The sequence below is a fragment of the Sphingomonas sp. HMP9 genome, from assembly GCF_013374115.1.
Taxonomy (GTDB): Bacteria; Pseudomonadota; Alphaproteobacteria; order Sphingomonadales; family Sphingomonadaceae; genus Sphingomonas.
In genome coordinates, this window is record NZ_AP022673.1 from 3,121,670 (window position 1) to 3,139,804 (window position 18,135).

At 67.0% G+C, this 18,135-nt stretch carries 15 protein-coding genes; 9 read left to right on the forward strand and 6 right to left on the reverse strand.

The genetic code is table 11. From position 1 onward, the window contains the following. Window positions 1–7: 7 nt before the first annotated feature. Window positions 8–1,216 (reverse strand): LL-diaminopimelate aminotransferase, encoded by a 1,209-nt coding sequence (locus tag HMP09_RS14050; protein ID WP_176500880.1) that lies wholly within the window; start codon window positions 1,214–1,216, stop codon window positions 8–10. Window positions 1,217–1,516: 300 nt separating this feature from the next. Between HMP09_RS14050 and HMP09_RS14055 the strand changes: the two genes are divergently transcribed. From HMP09_RS14055 to clpS, 3 genes are all read left to right on the forward strand, one after another. Beyond that, window positions 1,517–3,226: a PHA/PHB synthase family protein gene (locus HMP09_RS14055; RefSeq protein WP_176500881.1), complete on the forward strand. Its 1,710-nt coding sequence runs from the start codon at window positions 1,517–1,519 to the stop codon at window positions 3,224–3,226. Between the two features lie 105 nt (window positions 3,227–3,331). After that, window positions 3,332–4,027, forward strand: a complete 696-nt coding sequence (locus HMP09_RS14060; protein ID WP_232090326.1) for a phasin family protein — start codon at window positions 3,332–3,334, stop codon at window positions 4,025–4,027. 181 nt (window positions 4,028–4,208) lie between these two features. Further along, a complete protein-coding gene (clpS, locus tag HMP09_RS14065; RefSeq protein ID WP_176501785.1) occupies window positions 4,209–4,547 on the forward strand; it encodes an ATP-dependent Clp protease adapter ClpS in 339 nt (112 codons plus the stop codon). A gap of 47 nt (window positions 4,548–4,594) precedes the next feature. Here clpS and HMP09_RS14070 read toward each other — a convergent pair whose 3' ends face one another. Then, the gene (locus HMP09_RS14070; protein ID WP_232090885.1) at window positions 4,595–5,278 is read right to left on the reverse strand and encodes a Crp/Fnr family transcriptional regulator; all 684 of its coding nucleotides are present in this window, start codon (window positions 5,276–5,278) and stop codon (window positions 4,595–4,597) included. A gap of 252 nt (window positions 5,279–5,530) precedes the next feature. On the opposite strand from HMP09_RS14070, the gene murA reads away from it, so the two are divergent. Next, complete coding sequence (gene murA, locus HMP09_RS14075) at window positions 5,531–6,814, forward strand: UDP-N-acetylglucosamine 1-carboxyvinyltransferase (RefSeq protein WP_176500883.1); 1,284 nt, start codon at window positions 5,531–5,533, stop codon at window positions 6,812–6,814. Window positions 6,815–7,195: 381 nt separating this feature from the next. Here murA and phbB read toward each other — a convergent pair whose 3' ends face one another. The 4 genes from phbB to HMP09_RS14095 all read right to left on the reverse strand — a co-directional run bounded on the left by phbB (window position 7,196) and on the right by HMP09_RS14095 (window position 13,009). After that, the gene (gene phbB / locus HMP09_RS14080) at window positions 7,196–7,918 is read right to left on the reverse strand and encodes an acetoacetyl-CoA reductase (RefSeq protein ID WP_056066403.1); all 723 of its coding nucleotides are present in this window, start codon (window positions 7,916–7,918) and stop codon (window positions 7,196–7,198) included. A 33-nt stretch (window positions 7,919–7,951) separates the two neighbouring features. Continuing rightward, a complete protein-coding gene (gene hemH, locus HMP09_RS14085; RefSeq protein ID WP_176500884.1) occupies window positions 7,952–8,959 on the reverse strand; it encodes a ferrochelatase in 1,008 nt (335 codons plus the stop codon). Next, the gene (locus HMP09_RS14090; RefSeq protein ID WP_176500885.1) at window positions 8,956–11,142 is read right to left on the reverse strand and encodes a xanthine dehydrogenase family protein molybdopterin-binding subunit; all 2,187 of its coding nucleotides are present in this window, start codon (window positions 11,140–11,142) and stop codon (window positions 8,956–8,958) included. Before HMP09_RS14090 ends, hemH begins: the two co-directional genes overlap by 4 nt. 178 nt (window positions 11,143–11,320) lie before the next feature. Beyond that, entirely contained in the window at window positions 11,321–13,009 is a 1,689-nt protein-coding gene (locus HMP09_RS14095; protein WP_176500886.1) for a class I adenylate-forming enzyme family protein, read from the reverse strand. A gap of 70 nt (window positions 13,010–13,079) precedes the next feature. Between HMP09_RS14095 and lgt the strand changes: the two genes are divergently transcribed. The 5 genes from lgt (at window position 13,080) to HMP09_RS14120 (ending at window position 18,015) form a co-directional block, all read left to right on the forward strand. Continuing rightward, window positions 13,080–13,961 (forward strand): prolipoprotein diacylglyceryl transferase, encoded by an 882-nt coding sequence (gene lgt, locus HMP09_RS14100; protein ID WP_407818267.1) that lies wholly within the window; start codon window positions 13,080–13,082, stop codon window positions 13,959–13,961. A gap of 152 nt (window positions 13,962–14,113) precedes the next feature. Then, window positions 14,114–15,163, forward strand: coding sequence for a class I SAM-dependent methyltransferase (locus HMP09_RS14105; protein WP_232090886.1), 1,050 nt, complete (start codon window positions 14,114–14,116; stop codon window positions 15,161–15,163). Beyond that, the gene (locus tag HMP09_RS14110; RefSeq protein ID WP_176500887.1) at window positions 15,160–15,669 is read left to right on the forward strand and encodes a GNAT family N-acetyltransferase; all 510 of its coding nucleotides are present in this window, start codon (window positions 15,160–15,162) and stop codon (window positions 15,667–15,669) included. The genes HMP09_RS14105 and HMP09_RS14110 overlap by 4 nt, the downstream gene beginning before the upstream one ends. A 151-nt stretch (window positions 15,670–15,820) precedes the next feature. Further along, a complete protein-coding gene (pgeF, locus tag HMP09_RS14115; protein WP_176500888.1) occupies window positions 15,821–16,591 on the forward strand; it encodes a peptidoglycan editing factor PgeF in 771 nt (256 codons plus the stop codon). A gap of 77 nt (window positions 16,592–16,668) precedes the next feature. Further along, the gene (locus tag HMP09_RS14120) at window positions 16,669–18,015 is read left to right on the forward strand and encodes a cystathionine gamma-synthase family protein (RefSeq protein WP_232090328.1); all 1,347 of its coding nucleotides are present in this window, start codon (window positions 16,669–16,671) and stop codon (window positions 18,013–18,015) included. Window positions 18,016–18,135: the final 120 nt, after the last annotated feature.

Genomic DNA, 18,135 nt, shown 5'->3' on the forward strand with positions numbered 1-18,135 from the left:
CGGCGCGTTAGCCGGCGCCGCGCGCGGGCGTGTTGACGCCCATCGACTGGAGATATTTCTTCACGTTGCGCGCCGCCTGGCGGAGCCGCTGTTCGTTCTCGACCATCGCGATTCTCACATAGCCCTCGCCATTTTCGCCGTAGCCCACCCCTGGGGCCACCGCGACGTGAGCGTGCGTGAGTAATTGTTTGGTGAACTCAAGGCTGCCTAAATGCGCGAGGGCGGGCGGCAGCGGCGCCCAGGCGAACATGCTCGCGGCAGGCGAGGGAATATCCCAGCCAGCGCGGCCGAAGCTCTCGACCAGCACGTCGCGGCGCTTGTGATACAGCTCACGGTTGCGCGCGACGATATCCTGCGGGCCGTTGAGCGCGGCGCAGGCCGCGGCCTGGATCGGCGTGAACGCGCCGTAATCGAGATAGGATTTCACGCGAGTCATCGCCGCGATCAGCGTCTTGTTGCCGACCCCGAAGCCCATTCGCCACCCGGCCATCGAATAGGTCTTGCTGAGCGAGGTGAACTCGATCGCGACGTCCTTCGCGCCCGGCACCTGGAGGATGGAGGGGGTCGGTTTGCCGTCGTAATACAGCTCCGAATAGGCGAGGTCCGAGATCACCCAGAGCTTGTGCTTCTTGGCGAACGCGACGACGCGTTCGTAGAAGGCGAGATCGACGACCTCCGCGGTCGGGTTCGACGGATAGCCCATCACCAGCACCGACGGCGCAGGGACGGTGAACGCCATCGCGCGCTCGAGGCTCTCGAAATACGCCTCGTCCGGCGTCGTCGGCACCGCGCGGATCGTCGCGCCGGCGATGATGAAGCCGAACGTGTGGATCGGGTAGGACGGGTTGGGCGCAAGCACGACGTCGCCGGGCGCGGTGATCGCGGTGGCGAGGCTGGCGAGCCCTTCCTTCGAGCCCATCGTGACGACGACCTCGGTCTCGGGATCGACGTCGACGCCGAATCGCCGGCCGTAGTAATTGGCTTGCGCTTTGCGCAGGCCGGGAATGCCCTTCGACTGCGAATAGCCATGCGCGCTGGGCTTGCGCGCGACTTCGACGAGCTTTTCGATGACGTGCTCGGGCGGCGGCAGATCGGGATTGCCCATGCCGAGATCGATGATGTCCTCCCCGCCCGCGCGCGCCGCCGCCCGCATCGCGTTCACTTCGGCGATGACATAGGGGGGCAAGCGTTTGATGCGGTAGAAATCTTCGGACATGATCAGCCTCAAGCTGGAGGAGGGGATGCTGTACCGCAGGCGAGGGGAGGCGTCATCCGCCTCATTCGTCGCCGGTGCGAAAGCTCGGGTATTGGGGTTGGCGGAAGACGAGCGACGCCACACATCCTCCGTCATTCCGACGAACGTCAGGACCCAGGGTTACGGGCGTCGGCGTTTGCGGCCCTCGGTCCTGACTTTCGTCAGGATGACCGACAGGAGTAGCGGCGAGCGCGCTTGAATCGACTTATCCTTCCGCTCGGCCGATCGCTCGGCTAAGCTCCGGAAAAAGCAGAGGACGTCATGGCCGAAACTCCTCCTATTCCAAGCCTCCCCGATCTCCAGCATTGGACCTGGGTGATGGGGCGCGCGCAGCAGATGATGATGGAGCAGGGCTTGGCGGCGATGCAGGCGAAGCCCGAGGGGATCCCGGCGATTCCCGGCTTCACCGATGCCGCCACGCTGGAGCGGGCGCGGGATTTCTGGAGCGAGAGCCTGACGCTGTGGCAGCGGTTCCTCGATCCCGCCAAGGCGGCCGAACCCGCGCCGGTCACCGACAAGCGCTTCAAGGCGCCGCAGTGGCGCGAACCCGTGTTCGACCTGATCCGCCAGAGCTACGAACTGATCGGCGACCACATGCTGCGCGGCGTCGAGGCGGTCGACGGGCTCGACGCCAAGCAGAAGGAGCAGTTGCGGTTCGCGACCAAGGGGTTCGTCGATGCGATGAGCCCGACCAACTTCGCGCTGACCAACCCGCAGGTGATCGAGAAGACGATCGAAACGCGCGGCGAGAGTCTGCTCAAAGGCTTGCAGAACATGATGGCCGATCTTGCCCGCGGGCAGGTGACGCATACCCCCGACGGCGCGTTCGAGCTTGGCCGTAATCTCGCGATGACGCCGGGCAAGGTGGTCAAGCGCACGCCACTCTACGAACTGATCCAATATACGCCGACCACGCCCAAGGTGCTGGCGACGCCGCTCGTCATCTTCCCGCCTTGGATCAACCGGTTCTACATCCTCGACCTGACGCCGGAAAAGAGCTTCATCCGCTGGGCGATCGAACAGGGCATCACGGTCTTCATGGTGTCGTGGAAATCCGCCGATGCGAGCATGAAGGACGTGATCTGGGACGATTACGTCGCCGCGCAGGTCGATGCGATCGACACGGTGCGAACTGCGCTGAAGGTGCCCGCGGTGCACACGATCGGCTATTGCGTGGCGGGGACGACGCTGGCGGCGACGCTCGCGCTGCTGGCGGCGCGCGGCGAGGCGGGCAAGGTCGCGAGTGCGACGTTCTTCACCGCGCAGGTCGATTTCGCGCAGGCGGGCGAATTGCAGCATTTCATCGATGACGAGCAGTTGAAGATGGTCGCGTCGCTCTCGCCCGAGGGGTTTCTCGATGGGCGCTACATGGCGACGACGTTCAACCTGTTGCGCGGGCGTGACCTGATCTGGAACTATGTCACGCAGAATTACCTGCTCGGCCAGGATTACGTGCCGTTCGACCTGCTCCACTGGAACGGCGACACGACGAACCTGCCCGCGAAATGGCATCTGAGCTATCTGACCGACCTGTACCGCGACAATCTGCTGGCGAAGGGCGCGATCACGGTCGACGGCACGCCGATCGACCTCACCACGGTGACGACGCCGAGCTATGTCCAGGCGGGGCGCGAGGATCATATCGCCCCGGCCGAGAGCGTGTGGAAGCTGACGCAGCTTTTCGCCGGGCCGGTGAAGTTCGTGCTGGCAGGGTCGGGGCACATCGCCGGAGTCGTGAACCCGCCGGCGGCCGGAAAGTATCAGTTTTGGACCAATCCCTCGGCGCATACGACGCTGGAGGACTTCGTCGCGGGGGCGACGGAGACCAAGGGAAGCTGGTGGCCCGACTGGATTGCGTGGGTGCGCGCCGTGGAGCCGAAAACGATATCGGCGGAAGGGGTTAGGCAACCCGGCGCTGGCGTGCTCGCGGCTCTTGGCGATGCCCCTGGCGAGTATGTTAGAGCCCGATAGCGCTGCCTTCCGTTCACGTCATGGTGCACTGCACAATTTCGTTGTGCAGTGCCACGAAACGTGTACAAAGATCACGACATAACTCCGAAGAGAGGTGCGTGGATGGTGGATATCGTGAAACGGACGGCCAAGGCCGGTTCGAAGCAAGCCGCCACCGCAAAGGCCGCCATGGCCGGCACCTCCGCGCGGACTGTCGCCAAGCCGGCGAAACCGGCACCCGAGCCGATCGCCAAGACGCCGGCACCTCAACCTCTCGCGGCTGTTTTTGTATCGCCGCACACGGACATTCCCGCCCCGATTCCGGCCAGCGCGCCAACGGGGATCCCTGCCAGCGAAACAAAGGACGCCATGATGGATACGATCCAGAGCATCACCGAGAAGACCAAAGCCCTCTTTACGGGCGCGAACACTGCCGAGTTCAACGAGCAGGCCAAGGGCGCGATGGAGAAGTCGGCGAAGATGGCGGAAGATTTCGTCGCCTTCGGCAAGGGCAACATCGAGGCGCTCGTCGAGTCGTCGAAGATCGCCGCGAAGAACGTCGAGGCGCTCGGCCAGGACGCCGCCGAATACGCCAAGACGTCGTTCGAGAGCGCGACCGAAGCCGCCAAGACGCTCGCTGCCGCCAAGTCGCCGACCGAGTTCATGAAGCTGCAGGGCGATTATGCGCGCACCGCGTTCGACACGATGATCGCCGAGGGCTCGCGTTCGACCGAGCGGATGCTCAAGATGTTCGGCGAGTTCGCACAGCCGATCTCGAACCGCGTTGCGGTCGCGACCGACAAGATGAAGATCTCGGCGTAAGCTACGCGATGCCGTCTTCGGGCGGCAGGTGATGAGAAAGGGGCGGCCGTCGTGCGACGGTCGCCCCTTTTGCGTTTGCGGATTTCGTGCGACGTTTGCGGTCGCCCCCTTGCCCTTGCCCCCCGGCATGCCATATTTTGGCAGCATGGTGTTGACCCCCGAAATGAAGCTGGCCGCGATGATGGCCGAGCGCCGCGACGATGGTGGCGAGGATGGCAATGGCGGCACCGGCGCCGGCATCGCGACCAAGACGCGCACGAAGACCAAACAGCCGACGCCCTACCGCGTGCTGATGCTCAATGACGACTATACGCCGATGGAATTCGTCGTGCTGTGCCTCCAGCGCTTCTTTCGCATGGATATGGAGGCCGCGACTCGCGTGATGCTGCATGTGCATCAGAAGGGCGTCGGCGTGTGCGGGACGTTCAGCTACGAGGTGGCCGAGACCAAGGTGAGCCAGGTCATGGATTTCGCCCGGCAGAACCAGCACCCGTTGCAGTGCACGCTCGAGAAGGCGTGATGGTCACCGTGTGATCTGACCCTCCCCCGCCGCGGGAGGATAAGAGGTTACCGCGCGGGCGGGAGCCAGCGCAGGTCAAGCCCTTCGAACCGATCGATATAATTCGCCGCCTGCGCCAGCGTCGTCTCATTGAGCAACGTCACGCGTCCGGCTTCGCGACGAATCAACCCATCCTCTTCCAGCTGCCGCAGCATGCGGTTGACGTGGACCGCGGTGAGCCCGGTGGCGTCGCCGATCTCCTCCTGCGTCAGGCCGAGCATGAAGCTGTTGCCCATCGCGCGGTCGCGCATTCGCATCCGGTTGCGCATCTCGAGCAGCAAAGCCGCGATCCGCGCCTTGGCCGAGGTCCGGCCGAGTGCTGCAAGGCGGTCGGTCAGCGCGACCTTCTCCATCTGGTTCATGACCATGATGATCGCCGACAGCCGTGGGTGATCGGTGACGAGGCTGGTCATCGCCGAGCGATCGAACGGGCACACCGTGCAGTCGGTCAGCGCGACCACCGTCTCGGGCGAATCGCGATACACCAGCGCCGAGACCGCCAGCATGTCGCCGGCATAGAGGAAGCGCAAAATCTGGCGGCTGCCGTCGTCGAGCAACACATAGCTCATCGCCATACCGCGTTGCAGGATGTAGATTTCGGCCTGCGGATCATTTTCGCGCACGAGAAGGGCTCCACGCCGCAAGTCACGCGGGCGCTCCTCCAACCGCGCTAACGCAGCCTTCTCGTTCATCGACAGGTCGATGAGATCGCCGATGCGGTCGGCGAAGCAGCTGTCCGGCACTCTGTAATGGTCCCCAATGTTCGAGAACCACAGAGCAAAGCTGGGATTTCCGCGCATTAAAGTCGATCAAGCACGGGGTGTTAGCGGCGCTGAAGCGATCAGCCGGTCCCAATGCGGGACTGGACCCCCAGGCACCGTCCGCCTGTCGCCCGATCGGTGCGCGGCCCTTGCGCAGAACGTCAGCCGCGATAGACACCCGGAATGGACCGTATTCTCATTCGCGGCGGCAATCGCCTGTCCGGGCGCTTGCCCATCTCTGGCGCCAAGAACGCCGCGCTCACGCTGATGCCGTGCGCGCTGCTGACCGAAGAGCCGCTGACGCTGCGCAATCTGCCGCGGCTGGCGGATGTCGACGGTTTCGGCCACCTGCTCAACCAGCTGGGCGCGTCGACCGCGATCCAGGGCACGCGGCCCGAGGATTTCGGTCGGGTCATGACGATCCGCGCGGGCAATCTGACCTCGACCGAGGCGCCGTACGATATCGTGCGGAAGATGCGCGCGTCGATCCTCGTGCTCGGGCCGCTGCTCGGGCGCGGCGGCGAGGCGACGGTGTCGCTGCCGGGCGGCTGTGCGATCGGCAATCGCCCGATCGACCTGCATCTGCGCGCGCTGGAGGCGATCGGTGCCGAGCTCGAGATGGCGGCGGGCTATGTGAAGGCGATCGCGCCAGGTGGGCGCCTGCCCGGCGGACGCTTCCGCTTCCCGATCGTGTCGGTCGGCGCGACCGAGAACGTGATCATGGCGGCGGTGCTCGCCAAGGGTACGAGCGTGATCGAGAACGCCGCGCGCGAGCCCGAGATCGTCGACCTGTGCAACTGCCTCGTCGCGATGGGCGCGTCGATCGACGGGATCGGTACCGAGACGCTGACGATCGAGGGCCGCGACCGGCTGCACGGCGCGACCTATGCGGTGATGCCCGACCGGATCGAGGCGGGCAGCTATGCCTGCGCGGCGGCGATCACCGGCGGTGACCTGGAACTGGTCGGCGTGGCGATCCCCGACATGGGGGCGACGATCGACGCGCTGGTCGAGGCGGGCGTGTCGGTGACGCCGACCAAGGACGGCGTGCGCGTTTCATCGGACGGCGTGCTGAAGCCGCTGACGCTGTCGACTGCGCCGTACCCTGGGTTCGCGACCGACATGCAGGCGCAGTTCATGGCGATGCTCTGCAAGGCAGACGGCGCCAGCGTGCTGACCGAGACGATCTTCGAGAACCGCTACATGCATGTGCCGGAGCTGGCGCGGATGGGTGCGGATATCCAGGTGCGTGGGCGGACCGCGGTGGTGCGCGGCGTCGACAAGCTGGTCGGGGCGCCGGTGATGGCGACCGATCTGCGTGCGTCGATGAGCTTGATCCTGGCGGGTCTCGCGGCCGACGGCGAGACGTCGGTGGGGCGCGTGTATCATCTCGATCGCGGGTATGAGCGGTTGGAAGAGAAGCTGTCGGCTGTGGGCGCGGATATCGAGCGCGCCAGCGACGGGTGAGCTTGAGCCGCGGTTAGCCCTCTCCCCTCTGGGGAGAGGGTTGGGTGAGGGGCGGTTGGGAAGGCAGCGCTCGCGGCACCCCTCACCCCGACCCTCTCCCCGAAGGGGAGAGGGAGCAGATTGCTCGGCGTTTTGCGGTGGCATCCTTGCCTAACGGACGCTGGGGGGCGGTCCAAGTAGCGCTGCCCGGCTAGTTCCCCCGCGAAGGCGGGGGCCCAGGAACAAGCAGAGTGCCCTTGGTAGCTCGGTAGACATCGACGCAGCGCCGCCGGCAAAGCCGCCGTCGGACGGGTTCGGTAAACCGACCCGCCGGCCGTGCCGGGCGCTGCCCGCTTCGCTGTGCTTGCGGGCAACGGCTGCGCTTTGCGCTGCCTGCGCCCGTCAGTACATGTGCTGCCCGCCATTGATGCTGAGCGTCGACCCGGTCACGAACCCGCCCTCTTCCGAGCACAGGAACGCCACGCCGCGGGCGATCTCGGTTGCCTGACCCAGCCGCCCGACGGGGATCTTCGCGACGATCTTCTCCAGCACGTCCGCCGGGACTGCTGCCACCATGTCCGTGTCGATATAGCCCGGCGCGATCGCGTTGACCGTCACGCCGGCGCGCGCGCCCTCCTGCGCCAGCGCCTTGGTGAAGCCGTGGATGCCCGACTTCGCGGCGGCATAGTTCACCTGGCCGTACTGCCCGGCCTGGCCGTTGATCGACCCGATGTTGACGATCCGGCCCCATTTGCGCGTCCGCATGCCGGGGAACACCGCCTTGGCCATGTTGAAGCAACCGCCGAGGTTGGTGTCCATCACCTCTTTCCAGTCCTGGTACGTCATCTTCAGGATGGTGCCGTCGCGGGTAATGCCCGCATTGTTCACGACGATATCGACATCGCCCAGATCGGCCGCGACCTGCGCGCAGCCCGCCTGGCACGCGTCGTAATCGGCGACATCCCATTTATACGCCTTGATGCCGGTGCGCTCGGTAAATTCCCGTGCGCGGTCATCGTTGCCGGCATAGGTCGCCGCTACGGTCAGGCCCATGTCCTGCAATGCGAGACTGATCGCTTCGCCGATTCCGCGCGTACCACCGGTTACAATTGCGACGCGTGCCATCAGTCTCTCCTAGGTTCAGCCTTTTGTGAGAGGCTAGCCAGCCCGCACCCATCCTTCAAGCTCGCGTGCCAAAATGCTGCGCAGCATTTCGACGCCGACCGGACTGTCGTTGAGACACGGCAGATAGGCGAAATGCGTGCCGCCGGCCTCCTCGAAGCTCTCGCGCCCGCGGATCGACAGCTCCTCGAGCGTCTCCAGGCAATCGGCGGAGAAGCCCGGCGCGAAGATCGCGACCTTCGTCTTGCCGGCCTTGGCGAGCGCGACGAGCGTCTCGTCGGTTGCGGGGCCCAGCCACTTTTGCGGCCCGAAGCGTGACTGGAAGGCGATCGTCAGCTCGCGCCCCATCCGCTCGCCGAGCAACCGCGCGGTCTTCTGGCAGTGGCAGTGATAGGGATCGCCCTGTTGCAACGTCCGCTTCGGCATCCCGTGGAAGCTCGCGACGATCGCGTCCGGCGTGAAGTCGAGCGCGGCGAGCCCCTCCTCCAGCGAATCCTTCAACGCGTCGATGTACAGCGTGTCGTCGTAATAGGGCGGCAGCGTGCGGATCGCCGGTTGCCAGCGCAGGCCGGCCAGATGCTTGAACGCCTTGTCGTTCGCGGTCGCGGTCGTTGCTGCGCAATATTGGGGATAGAGCGGCGCGAGCAGGATGCGCTCGCAGCCCGCCGCTTTCATCGCGGTCAGCCGGTCCGAAATCGATGGATTGCCATAGCGCATCGCCCAGTCGACCAGGACCGCGGGGCCGAACGCGTCCTTGAGCGCGGCCGCCTGCAACCGGGTGATCGCGGCGAGCGGCGACCCGTCGTCGCGCCAGACCTGTGCGTAGGCGTGCGCGGACTTTTTCGGGCGCGTGTTTAGGATGATCCCGCGCAGGATCGGCTGCCACGCGATCTGCGGGATTTCCACGACGCGCGAATCGGACAGGAATTCGCCGAGATAGCGCTTCACCGATTTCGCATCGGGGCCATCGGGCGTGCCGAGGTTCATCAGCAGCACGCCGATCTTGGGGGCGGGAATCGGCGGATGATCGGGGGGCAGGGTCATGCTGCCGGTCTTAAGGGCAAATTGCGGATGCGAAAGCCCGTTGACGCATGGAGCGCGTTGGCGATCGCGGGTGCGACTGCGGGGACGCCGAGTTCGCCGACGCCGCCGGGCGCGTCCTCGCTGCGGATCAGCTCGACGGTGATGTCGGGCGTGTCGGCGAGCCGCGGCAGCGCGATCGTGTCGAACCCGCGCGCATCGGCGAGCCCGCGGGTGATCCCGGTCGATGCGCCGAGCGCGCCGGCCAGTCCGAAGATCAGTCCGCCCTCGATCTGCTGGCGGACGATGTCGGGGTTGATCTGCGCGCCGCAATCGACCGCGGCGACGAGGCGGTCGACGACCGGGCGCTGGCCGGGCCCCAGATGCGCCTCCGCCATGACCGCGATGTAGCTGCCGCGGAAGGCATGCGCCGCGATCCCCTGGCCGCTGCCCGCGACGCCGCCGTTCCAGCCGCCGAGCGCCGCCGCGGTCGACAGGCAGCGCGCGAGGCGCGGCTCGGTGCCGAGCATGCCGACGCGGAACGACATCGGTTCGGACTGCGCGACATGCGCGAGTTCGTCGAGGAAGCATTCGGTGAAGAACGCGGTGTAGCCATGCGCGCCGCCGCGCAGGTGGCCGGTCGGGATGCCGATCTCGGCGGGGTGGTGGTCGATCGCATAGGCCGGGATGCGATAGGCGGGCGTCGCGCCTGCCACGGCATAGCGGTCGCCGCGCACCCCGATCAGCGCGGCCTCGGTCGCGAGCCCCGGTATCATCCGGCGCGCCATCTCGGCCCCGGTCGACGGCGCCGCGATCTTCGCGCTCCAGCCCAGAATCGCGCCATTGGGGGCGAGCCGCGCCGCCATCTTCGCCACTGCCGGCGCGCGGTAGTGATCGTGGATCGAGTCCTCGCCGCGCGACCAGACCAGGCTGACGGGGCGCCTGAGCTTGACCGCGAGGACGGCGGCCTGCTCGGCGATGTCGGGTTCGAGCGCCGCGCCGAACGATCCGCCGATCAGCATCGGGTGGACGACGACCGAGTCTTCGCCGAGACCCGCCGCCCGCGCCGCCGCGGTCCGCGCGAGGCCGGGCGCCTGGGTCGCGAGCCAGAGTTCGAGCCGGCCGTTCGAGAAGGACGCGGTCGCGCTGCGCGTCTCGATCCCCGCGTGCAGGCCGAGGCCCGCACGGTAGGTCGCGGTGACGAGCCTGGCGCCCTGGAAGGTCGCGGCGACGTCGCCCGTCTCGGCCATCCGGGTGCCGGAGCGAGCGAGTGCGGCATCGAGCGCTGCGTCGATCGACTTCGTGTCGGGGAGGGGGGCGTTGTTCCCGAATCGCGGGGCGAGCGCGTCGAGCGCCTTTTGTGCGGCCCACCCGGTCGTTGCAACGGCCGCGACCCATCGCGGGTTCTCGACTACCGACAATACGCCTCGGATGCGGTCGGCAGCAGCGCGGTCGACCTTGATGAGGCGACTGCCGATCGGACCTTGGCGGATCGCGGCATGCACTATGTCGGCAAGCCTGACGTCACCGGCAAAATTCGCCGAACCGGCAACCTTCGAGGGTGTGTCGATGCGCGGGACGGACTTGCCGGCGAGCTTGCCGGCGCCTTGAATGCCGATCGGGAGCGGATCGGGGAGAGTGAAGCTTGCCGCCGCTTCGGCCAGTTCGGCGAAGCGGATGCGCTTGCCGGCGTGCGTGCAGAAGCCCGCATCGACGGTCACTTCGGTCCAGTCGGCATCCCAGCGCTTTGCCGCCGCCATGCACAGCAGCGCGCGTGCGCTCGCGCCTGCCGCGCGACAGGCTTGCTCGAACATCCGGATCGAACTCGATCCGCCGGTCAGCATCGGCGGCTGCGGGGTGCCTTCGGGGAGGCGGTCGAACAGGCCTTCGAACAAGTCGTGCAGGCCGACCGGGTTGGCGTAGAGCGGGTTGAGCGGGGCGGGTTCGACGCCGACGGTGCGCCAGTCCGCGCCGAGCTCGTCCGCGACGATCTGGGGGAGGGTGGTGTAGACGCCCTGGCCGTGCTCGACCTGCGGCACGGCGACGGTGACGTGGCCGTCGGTGCCGATCTTGAGCCAGGCGCCGAATGGGGTTTCGCCGGGGTTGACGACGAGCGTCGGCGCATAGCGGCGCGGCCAGAGGCCCCACGCGACGACGAGGCCGATTCCCGCGCCGCCGCCGACGAATATGCTGCGCCTGCTGATCATGCCGTGGCCCCTAACCCTTCTCCCCTACGGGGAGAAGGTGGCGCGCAGCGCGATATCACGGCCCCGTCATCCTGACGAAAGTCAGGATCCAGAGTAACGGAGCGCGACCCGCTTGGCTCTGGATCCTGACTTTCGTCAGGATGACGGACGTGTGGGCGGAGGCTGCGCGTTCGACCCGCTACGCCAGCGCGCGGTACGTTGCCTTGAGCGAGACCTTGTCGATCTTCTCCGTCCCGAGCCGCGGCAGCGGCGTGTCGGAGATCCAGATCCGCTGCGGCACCTTGAACGCGGCGATATGCTGGTAGAGGAACGCGCAGAGATCGTCGGGCGTCAGCGTCTCGCCGTCGCGCATCACGACCACCGCGCCCGGCACCTCGCCGAACCGCTCGTCCGCCAGCCCGAACACTGCGGCTTCCGCCACCGCCGGATGCTCGTACAGCGCGGCCTCGACCTCCTGGCACGAGATATTCTCGCCGCCGCGGATGATGATGTCCTTCTTGCGGTCGACGATGAACAGATAGCCCTCTTCGTCGAGATAGCCGATGTCGCCGGTGCGGAAATAGCCGTCCGATGTGAACGCCGCGGCGGTCGCGTCGGGGCGGTTCCAATATTCCTTGAAGTTGCAGATCGAGCGGATGCACACCTCGCCGCGCTGGCCCTGATCGACCGGGTGGCCGGCATCGTCGAGAATTGCGAGGTCGACCAAAGGAGCGCCCGCGCGGCCGGCGGAATTGGGCTTGGCGAGGTAATTGCTGCGCCAGTTGCCCGTACCGACCGCGTTCGTCTCGGTCAGGCCGTAGCCGATCAGCGGCGCGCTTCCGCCCATTTCGGCATCGAGCCGGCGGACGTGATCGACCGGGCGCGGGGCGCCGCCCGCCGCGAAGTCGGTGACGGTCGACAGGTCGTAATTCGCGCGATCGGGATGGTTGAGGATCTCGAAACTCATCAGCGGGACGCCGACGAAATAGGTGACGCCCTCCGCCTCGATCAGCCGCATCGCCTCGCCCGCATCCCATTTCGGCATGAGCACGAGCTTGCGCCCCATCGCGAAGCTCTGGAGAAACACGGGCACCTCGCCGGTGATGTGGAAGAGCGGGATCGTCAGGAGCGTGACCGGCTGGCCGACCGGCGGATTGCCCTGTGCGGTGGCGATGCCCATCATCATCATCGCCTGGCCGAGATAGTTGAAGATGCCCTGCACGATCGCGCGATGCTCGGACAGCGCGCCCTTCGACTGGCCGGTCGACCCGCTCGTGAAGAGGATCGTCGCATGATCCTCAGGCCCGAGCGGCGGCAGGTCCGCGGTGTGATCGTCCTTGGCGAGCACGGTCGCGAGCGCCTCGGCGAGCGGGCGCGAATCGTCGATCTCGATCACCGGTGCGGTGAGGCCCGCGAGCTGCGCGAGCCGTTTCACGCGCGGTGGGTCGGCGAAGACGAGCGCGCAATCGACGGCGCGGATCGCCGTCTCCAGCTCCTCCGCCTGCCACCAGCCGTTGAGCAGGGTCGCGACGCCGCCGGCCATGACGATGCCCATGTAGAGCACGATCCACGACGGCGAATTGCGCATCGCGATGCCGACCCGGTCGCCCTTCGCCAGGCCGTGACCGCCGACCAGCGCGCGCGCGACACGCTCCGCCGCGGCATGGACCTCGCCGAACGTCAGCCGCTCGGGCCCCGACACGAGAAACACCGCGTCGCGGTGTTCGTTGGCGTAATGCGCGAAATAATAGCTGAGCGCGGGCGGCGCGGCGGCGATCGTCGGGAGCGTGACCCCGAACCGCTCGGCCGAACCGAGCGCCAGCATGCCGTCGGGCGCGGTCAGCGCGGCCATCGTCGAATCCATAGCCGCATCGAGCTCGGTCCGCATATCGCTCTCCTACTTGGTCTTATCGTTACTCGTCTTTATGCAGGGGCGAACGCGTGGGGAAAAGCCTTTGATCCTGTCGACCATTTCAGCTGCCGTCGGCAGTCACATCCGCTTCGAGGATCTGGGTTTGCACCCCGATGTCTTCTCGATCGGATTCTTCACGCTGCGCTGGTACAGCCTTGCCTATATCGGCGGGATCCTGCTCGGCTGGTGGTATCTGCTGAAGCTGCTCGCACAGCCCGGCGCACCGATGGCGCGGCGGCATGCCGACGACCTCGTCTTCTACGCGACGCTCGGCATCATTCTCGGCGGGCGACTCGGCTACGTAATCTTCTACGCGCCCGAGATGTTCCTGCATCCCTTACGCATCTTCAGGCTGTGGGACGGTGGGATGTCGTTCCATGGCGGGGTCATCGGGACGTCGATCGGGCTGATCCTGTTCGCGCGCAAGCACCAGCTCAACTGGTTGCGCGTGCACGATTATATCGCCTGCGCCGTCCCGTTCGGGCTGTTCTTCGGGCGGCTCGCGAACTTCGTCAACGGCGAGCTCTGGGGCAAGCCGACCGACGTCGCCTGGGGCATCATCTTCGAACGCACCGTGCCGTTCGGCATGATCGAGCCGGCGCGCCACCCGAGCCAGCTGTACGAGGCGGGGCTGGAGGGCATCCTCCTCTTCGCGCTGCTGTGGTTCGCGTTCTGGAAGACCAAGGCGCGCTACGATCCGGGCAAGCTCGTCGGGCTGTTCGTGCTGGGCTACGGGCTCGCGCGCTTCACCGTCGAGTTCTTCCGCGAACCCGATTCGCAGCTGCGTGCCTTTGCCGAACATACCGGGCTGCACATGGGCCAGTGGCTGTGCGTGCCGATGATCGTCGGCGGCGCGTATCTGGTCGCGACGTCGGCCAAGCGGCGGGTGCGGGTCGAGTCGATCGCGGGGACGCAGAGCGTCGCCTGACACGCGTTTCCTCGTGAGTTTAGTACCTCCCCTGCGGAGGCCGGGGCCCAGTTGGAACGTCCAGAGTGACGTGCGTTTCGCGTCGTTACATCGGCCATGCCAACTGGGCCCCGGCCTGCGCCGGGGTGGTAGAGAGTTTTAAGATGGTCGACATGCCCGACACCGCGCTCCCCGAACGCCTCGCGCGCGCGATCGCGCTCGCGGGACCGATCCCCGTCGCGCAGTATATGGCCGCCGCCAACGCGCACTATTATGCGACGCGCGACCCGCTCGGCGCGGGCGGCGACTTCACCACCGCGCCCGAGATCAGCCAGATGTTCGGCGAACTCGTCGGCCTGTGGTGCGCGGACCTGTGGGACCGTGCGGGGCGGCCGGACGTGGCGTGGGTCGAGCTCGGCCCCGGTCGCGGGACGCTCGCCGCCGATGCGGCGCGCGCGATGGCGAAGGCGGGGCTCGAACCCCCGGTCCATTTCGTCGAGACCAGCCCGGCGCTCCGCGCGGCGCAGGCCGAGCGAGTCCCCGGCGCGACGTGGCACGACACGATCGACACGCTGCCCACCGATCGGCCGCTGATCGTCGTCGCCAACGAGTTCTTCGATGCGCTGCCGATCCGCCAGCTCGTCAAGCGTGAACAGTGGCACGAACGCCTCGTTGCCGCGCAGGATCTTCTGTTCCTGCCGATCGCGGGCAAGCCGCTGCCCGATGCGGTCATTCCCGAACCGTTCCGCGATGCGCCCGCGGGATCGATTCTCGAAACCTCACCAGCCGCCGTGACCATCGTCCGCGGCCTCGCGCAGCGGATCGCCCGCCAGGGCGGCGCGCTGATCGCGATCGATTACGGCTATGAGGGGCCCGCGCTCGGCGACAGCTTGCAGGCGGTCCGCGGCCATGCCTTCGCCAACCCGTTCGAGGCGCCGGGCGAGCATGATCTGACCGCGCATGTCGACTTCACCACGCTCGCCGCCGCCGCGCAGGCCGAAGGCGCAGTCGCCTGGGGGCCGGTCAGCCAGCGCGACCTGCTCGGCGGGCTCGGTATCGATTCGCGCACCTCGGCGCTCGCCAAGGCGGCGCCCGCGCGCGCCGACTCGCTGGCGGCGGATCGCCGCCGGCTGATGGACGACATGGGGACTCTGTTCAAAGCGCTCGCGATCACCGCGCCGTCCTGGCCGACCCCGGCGGCGTTCGCAGGGATGGGCGCGTGATCGCCTATCGCGACGCGGTGCCCGCCGACGGCCCAGCACTCGCCGCGATGGCGAAGGAGTCGTTCACCGAGACGTTCGGCACGCTGTACCGCCCGCAGGACCTCGCCACGTTTCTCGACGAGGCGTTTGGCGAGAACGGGCTGCCGGCACAGATCGGCGATCCTAGCTACACGATCCGCCTTGCCACCGACGGCGCGGCGATCGTCGGGTTCGCCAAGACCGGCCCCGTCGCCTTCCCCGGCGACTGGCCCGAGACGGCGGTCGAACTCTACCAGCTGTACGTTCGCGCCGACCAGCTTGGTGCGGGCGTTGGCCCTACGCTGATGGACTGGGCGATCGAGTCCGCGCGTGCCGATGGCCGGACGGACATGATCCTCAGCGTCTATGTCGACAATGCGCGCGCGATCCGATTCTACCAGCGCTATGGGTTCGTCGAGATCGGCCGGTATGTCTTCATGGTCGGCGAGCAGCCCGATGACGATCGCATCATGCGGTTGGTGTTGTGATGATCGATAGTGCCGCGGATTCGCGCCACCCCGGCGAAGGCCGGGGCCCAGTTGGAAAGGTCGCAGTAACGATGAGCAGCCCTTCGTCAGCAACGTCCCCCAACTGGACCCCGGCCTTCGCCGGGGTGGTGTCATGCGAGGGGCGTTCGGCATGACTGTCGACGTCATCCGCGCCAAGTCGCTTGGCGACGTCCGGCACGGCTTTCTTGGTCGTCGCGGCGGCGTATCGACCGGCGCCTATGCGAGCCTGAACGTCGGCATCGGCTCCGACGACGACCCCGCCGCGATCGCCGAGAACCGCCGGCGTGCCAGCGAGGCGGTGCTGCCGGGCGGCACGCTCGTCGGGCTCTACCAGATCCATTCCGCCGACGTGGTCACGGTGCTCGCGCCGTTCGACGACTCGCTCCGTCCCCGCGGCGACGCGCTGGTCACCAACCGCCCCGGCGTGGCGCTCGGCATCCTCACCGCGGACTGCGCGCCGGTGCTGTTCGCCGACGCGGAAGCCGGCGTCGTCGCCGCGGCGCATGCCGGGTGGAAAGGCGCGCTCGGCGGCGTCACCGACGCGACGATCCTGGCGATGGAGGCGATCGGTGCGCGCCGCGACCGCATCGTCGCCGCGGTCGGGCCGTGCATCGCGCGCGCCAGCTACGAGGTCGACGACGCGTTCATCCGCCGGTTCTGCGAATCGGATCCGGCGAATGAGCGCTTCTTCGCCGATGGCCGCGCGGACCATTATCAGTTCGACCTGGAGGCCTATGTCGTCAGCCGGCTCGCCGACGCCGGGATCGGCCGGATCGAGGCGCTCGGGCTCGACACCTATGCGGCCAAGGACGAGGGCGTGGACCGCTTCTTTAGTTACCGCCGCGCGACCCATCGTGGCGAACCCTCCTATGGCCGTCAGATCAGCATCATCGGGTTGTAACGGCTCCCAAAGCCCGCGCCGGTCGTTTAGGCTCTGCACATCGGTCCGCGCCAGACGGGCCACGCAGGAGCTCATGAATGTCCGATACCCCCGATAATGCAGGCGCCATTCCCGCCGAGACCGAAGCCGACCTGACCGGCGTCGCCGCGCGCGTCGCGCCCAAGCCGCAGGTCGAGAAGATCGGTGGACGCAAGCTGAAGCCGTCGACGCTGATGATGGGCCATGGCTATGATCCGTCGCTGTCGGAAGGCTCGCTGAAGCCGCCGATCTTCCTCACCTCGACCTTCGTCTTCCCCAACGCCGCGGCAGGCAAGCGGCATTTCGAGGGCGTCACCGGCAAGCGTCCGGGCGGCGCCGAGGGCCTTGTCTATTCGCGCTTCAACGGCCCGAACCAGGAGATTCTCGAGGATCGCCTGGGCGTGTGGGAAGAGGCGGAGGATGCGCTTGCTTTCTCGAGCGGCATGTCGGCGATCGCGACCTTGTTCCTCGCGATGGTCAAGCCGGGCGACACCATCGTCCATTCGGGGCCGCTCTATGCTGCGACCGAGACGCTGATCGGCCGCGTGCTCGGCAAGTTCGGGGTGAAGTGGCTCGACTTCCCGGCGGGCGCGACCCGCGAGGAGATCGACGCGGTGATGACCGAGGCCGCGACCGGCAACGTCGCGCTGATCTATCTCGAAAGCCCCGCCAATCCGACCAACGCGCTGGTCGACGTCGAGGCAGTCGCGGCCAGCCGCGATGCGATCTTTACGGGCGAGAAGCCGCCGATCGCGATCGACAACACGTTCCTGGGGCCGCTGTGGTTCCAGCCGCTCAAGCATGGTGCGGACATCGTCGTCTATTCGCTGACCAAATATGTCGGCGGGCATTCGGATCTCGTCGCGGGCGGCGTGCTCGGATCGAAGGAGCACATCAACACGATCCGTACGATGCGCAACACGATCGGCACGATCACCGATCCGAACACCGCCTGGATGCTGTTGCGCAGCCTCGAGACGCTCGAACTGCGGATGAGCCGTGCGGGCGAGAATGCGGTGAAGGTCTGCGGCTTCCTGCGGCATCATCCAAAGGTGGAGCGAGTCGCATATCTCGGCTTCCTCGAGGACGAGCCCGGCATGGAGCGTCAGGCCGACATTTATCGCCGCCATTGCACCGGCGGTGGTTCGACCTTCTCGCTGTATCTCAAGGGCGGCGAGCGCGAGAGCTTCGCGTTCCTCGACGCGCTGAAGATCGCCAAGCTCGCGGTGTCGCTCGGCGGGACCGAGACGCTGGCGAGCCACCCGGCGGGCATGACGCATCTGTCGGTGCCCGATGCGCGCAAGCAGGCGCTGGGGATCACCGACAACCTCGTCCGCATCTCGATCGGCGTGGAGGATCCGGACGACCTGATCGCCGATTTCGAGCAGGCGCTGGACACGATCTGAGTATTGTTCTCTCGCGAACGCGGGAGTCCAGGGTCACGAGCGCAACGCCTGCGACCCTGGACTCCTGCTTTCGCAGGAGAACGGCTAGCTCTCGGCAGGGCAAGCCGGTACCATCCGTCG

Bases quoted from the DNA above. Each gene is read 5' to 3' on its own strand.
- hemH (WP_176500884.1), bottom strand. From the start codon at position 8,959: ATGACCCTGCCCCCCGATCATCCGCCGATTCCCGCCCCCAAGATCGGC.
- HMP09_RS14070 (WP_232090885.1), bottom strand. From the start codon at position 5,278: ATGAACGAGAAGGCTGCGTTAGCGCGGTTGGAGGAGCGCCCGCGTGAC.
- HMP09_RS14055 (WP_176500881.1), top strand. From the start codon at position 1,517: ATGGCCGAAACTCCTCCTATTCCAAGCCTCCCCGATCTCCAGCATTGG.
- HMP09_RS14090 (WP_176500885.1), bottom strand. From the start codon at position 11,142: ATGATCAGCAGGCGCAGCATATTCGTCGGCGGCGGCGCGGGAATCGGC.
- pgeF (WP_176500888.1), top strand. From the start codon at position 15,821: ATGACTGTCGACGTCATCCGCGCCAAGTCGCTTGGCGACGTCCGGCAC.
- HMP09_RS14050 (WP_176500880.1), bottom strand. From the start codon at position 1,216: ATGTCCGAAGATTTCTACCGCATCAAACGCTTGCCCCCCTATGTCATC.
- murA (WP_176500883.1), top strand. From the start codon at position 5,531: ATGGACCGTATTCTCATTCGCGGCGGCAATCGCCTGTCCGGGCGCTTG.
- clpS (WP_176501785.1), top strand. From the start codon at position 4,209: ATGGCCGAGCGCCGCGACGATGGTGGCGAGGATGGCAATGGCGGCACC.
- HMP09_RS14105 (WP_232090886.1), top strand. From the start codon at position 14,114: ATGCCCGACACCGCGCTCCCCGAACGCCTCGCGCGCGCGATCGCGCTC.
- HMP09_RS14095 (WP_176500886.1), bottom strand. From the start codon at position 13,009: ATGCGGACCGAGCTCGATGCGGCTATGGATTCGACGATGGCCGCGCTG.
- HMP09_RS14120 (WP_232090328.1), top strand. From the start codon at position 16,669: ATGTCCGATACCCCCGATAATGCAGGCGCCATTCCCGCCGAGACCGAA.
- phbB (WP_056066403.1), bottom strand. From the start codon at position 7,918: ATGGCACGCGTCGCAATTGTAACCGGTGGTACGCGCGGAATCGGCGAA.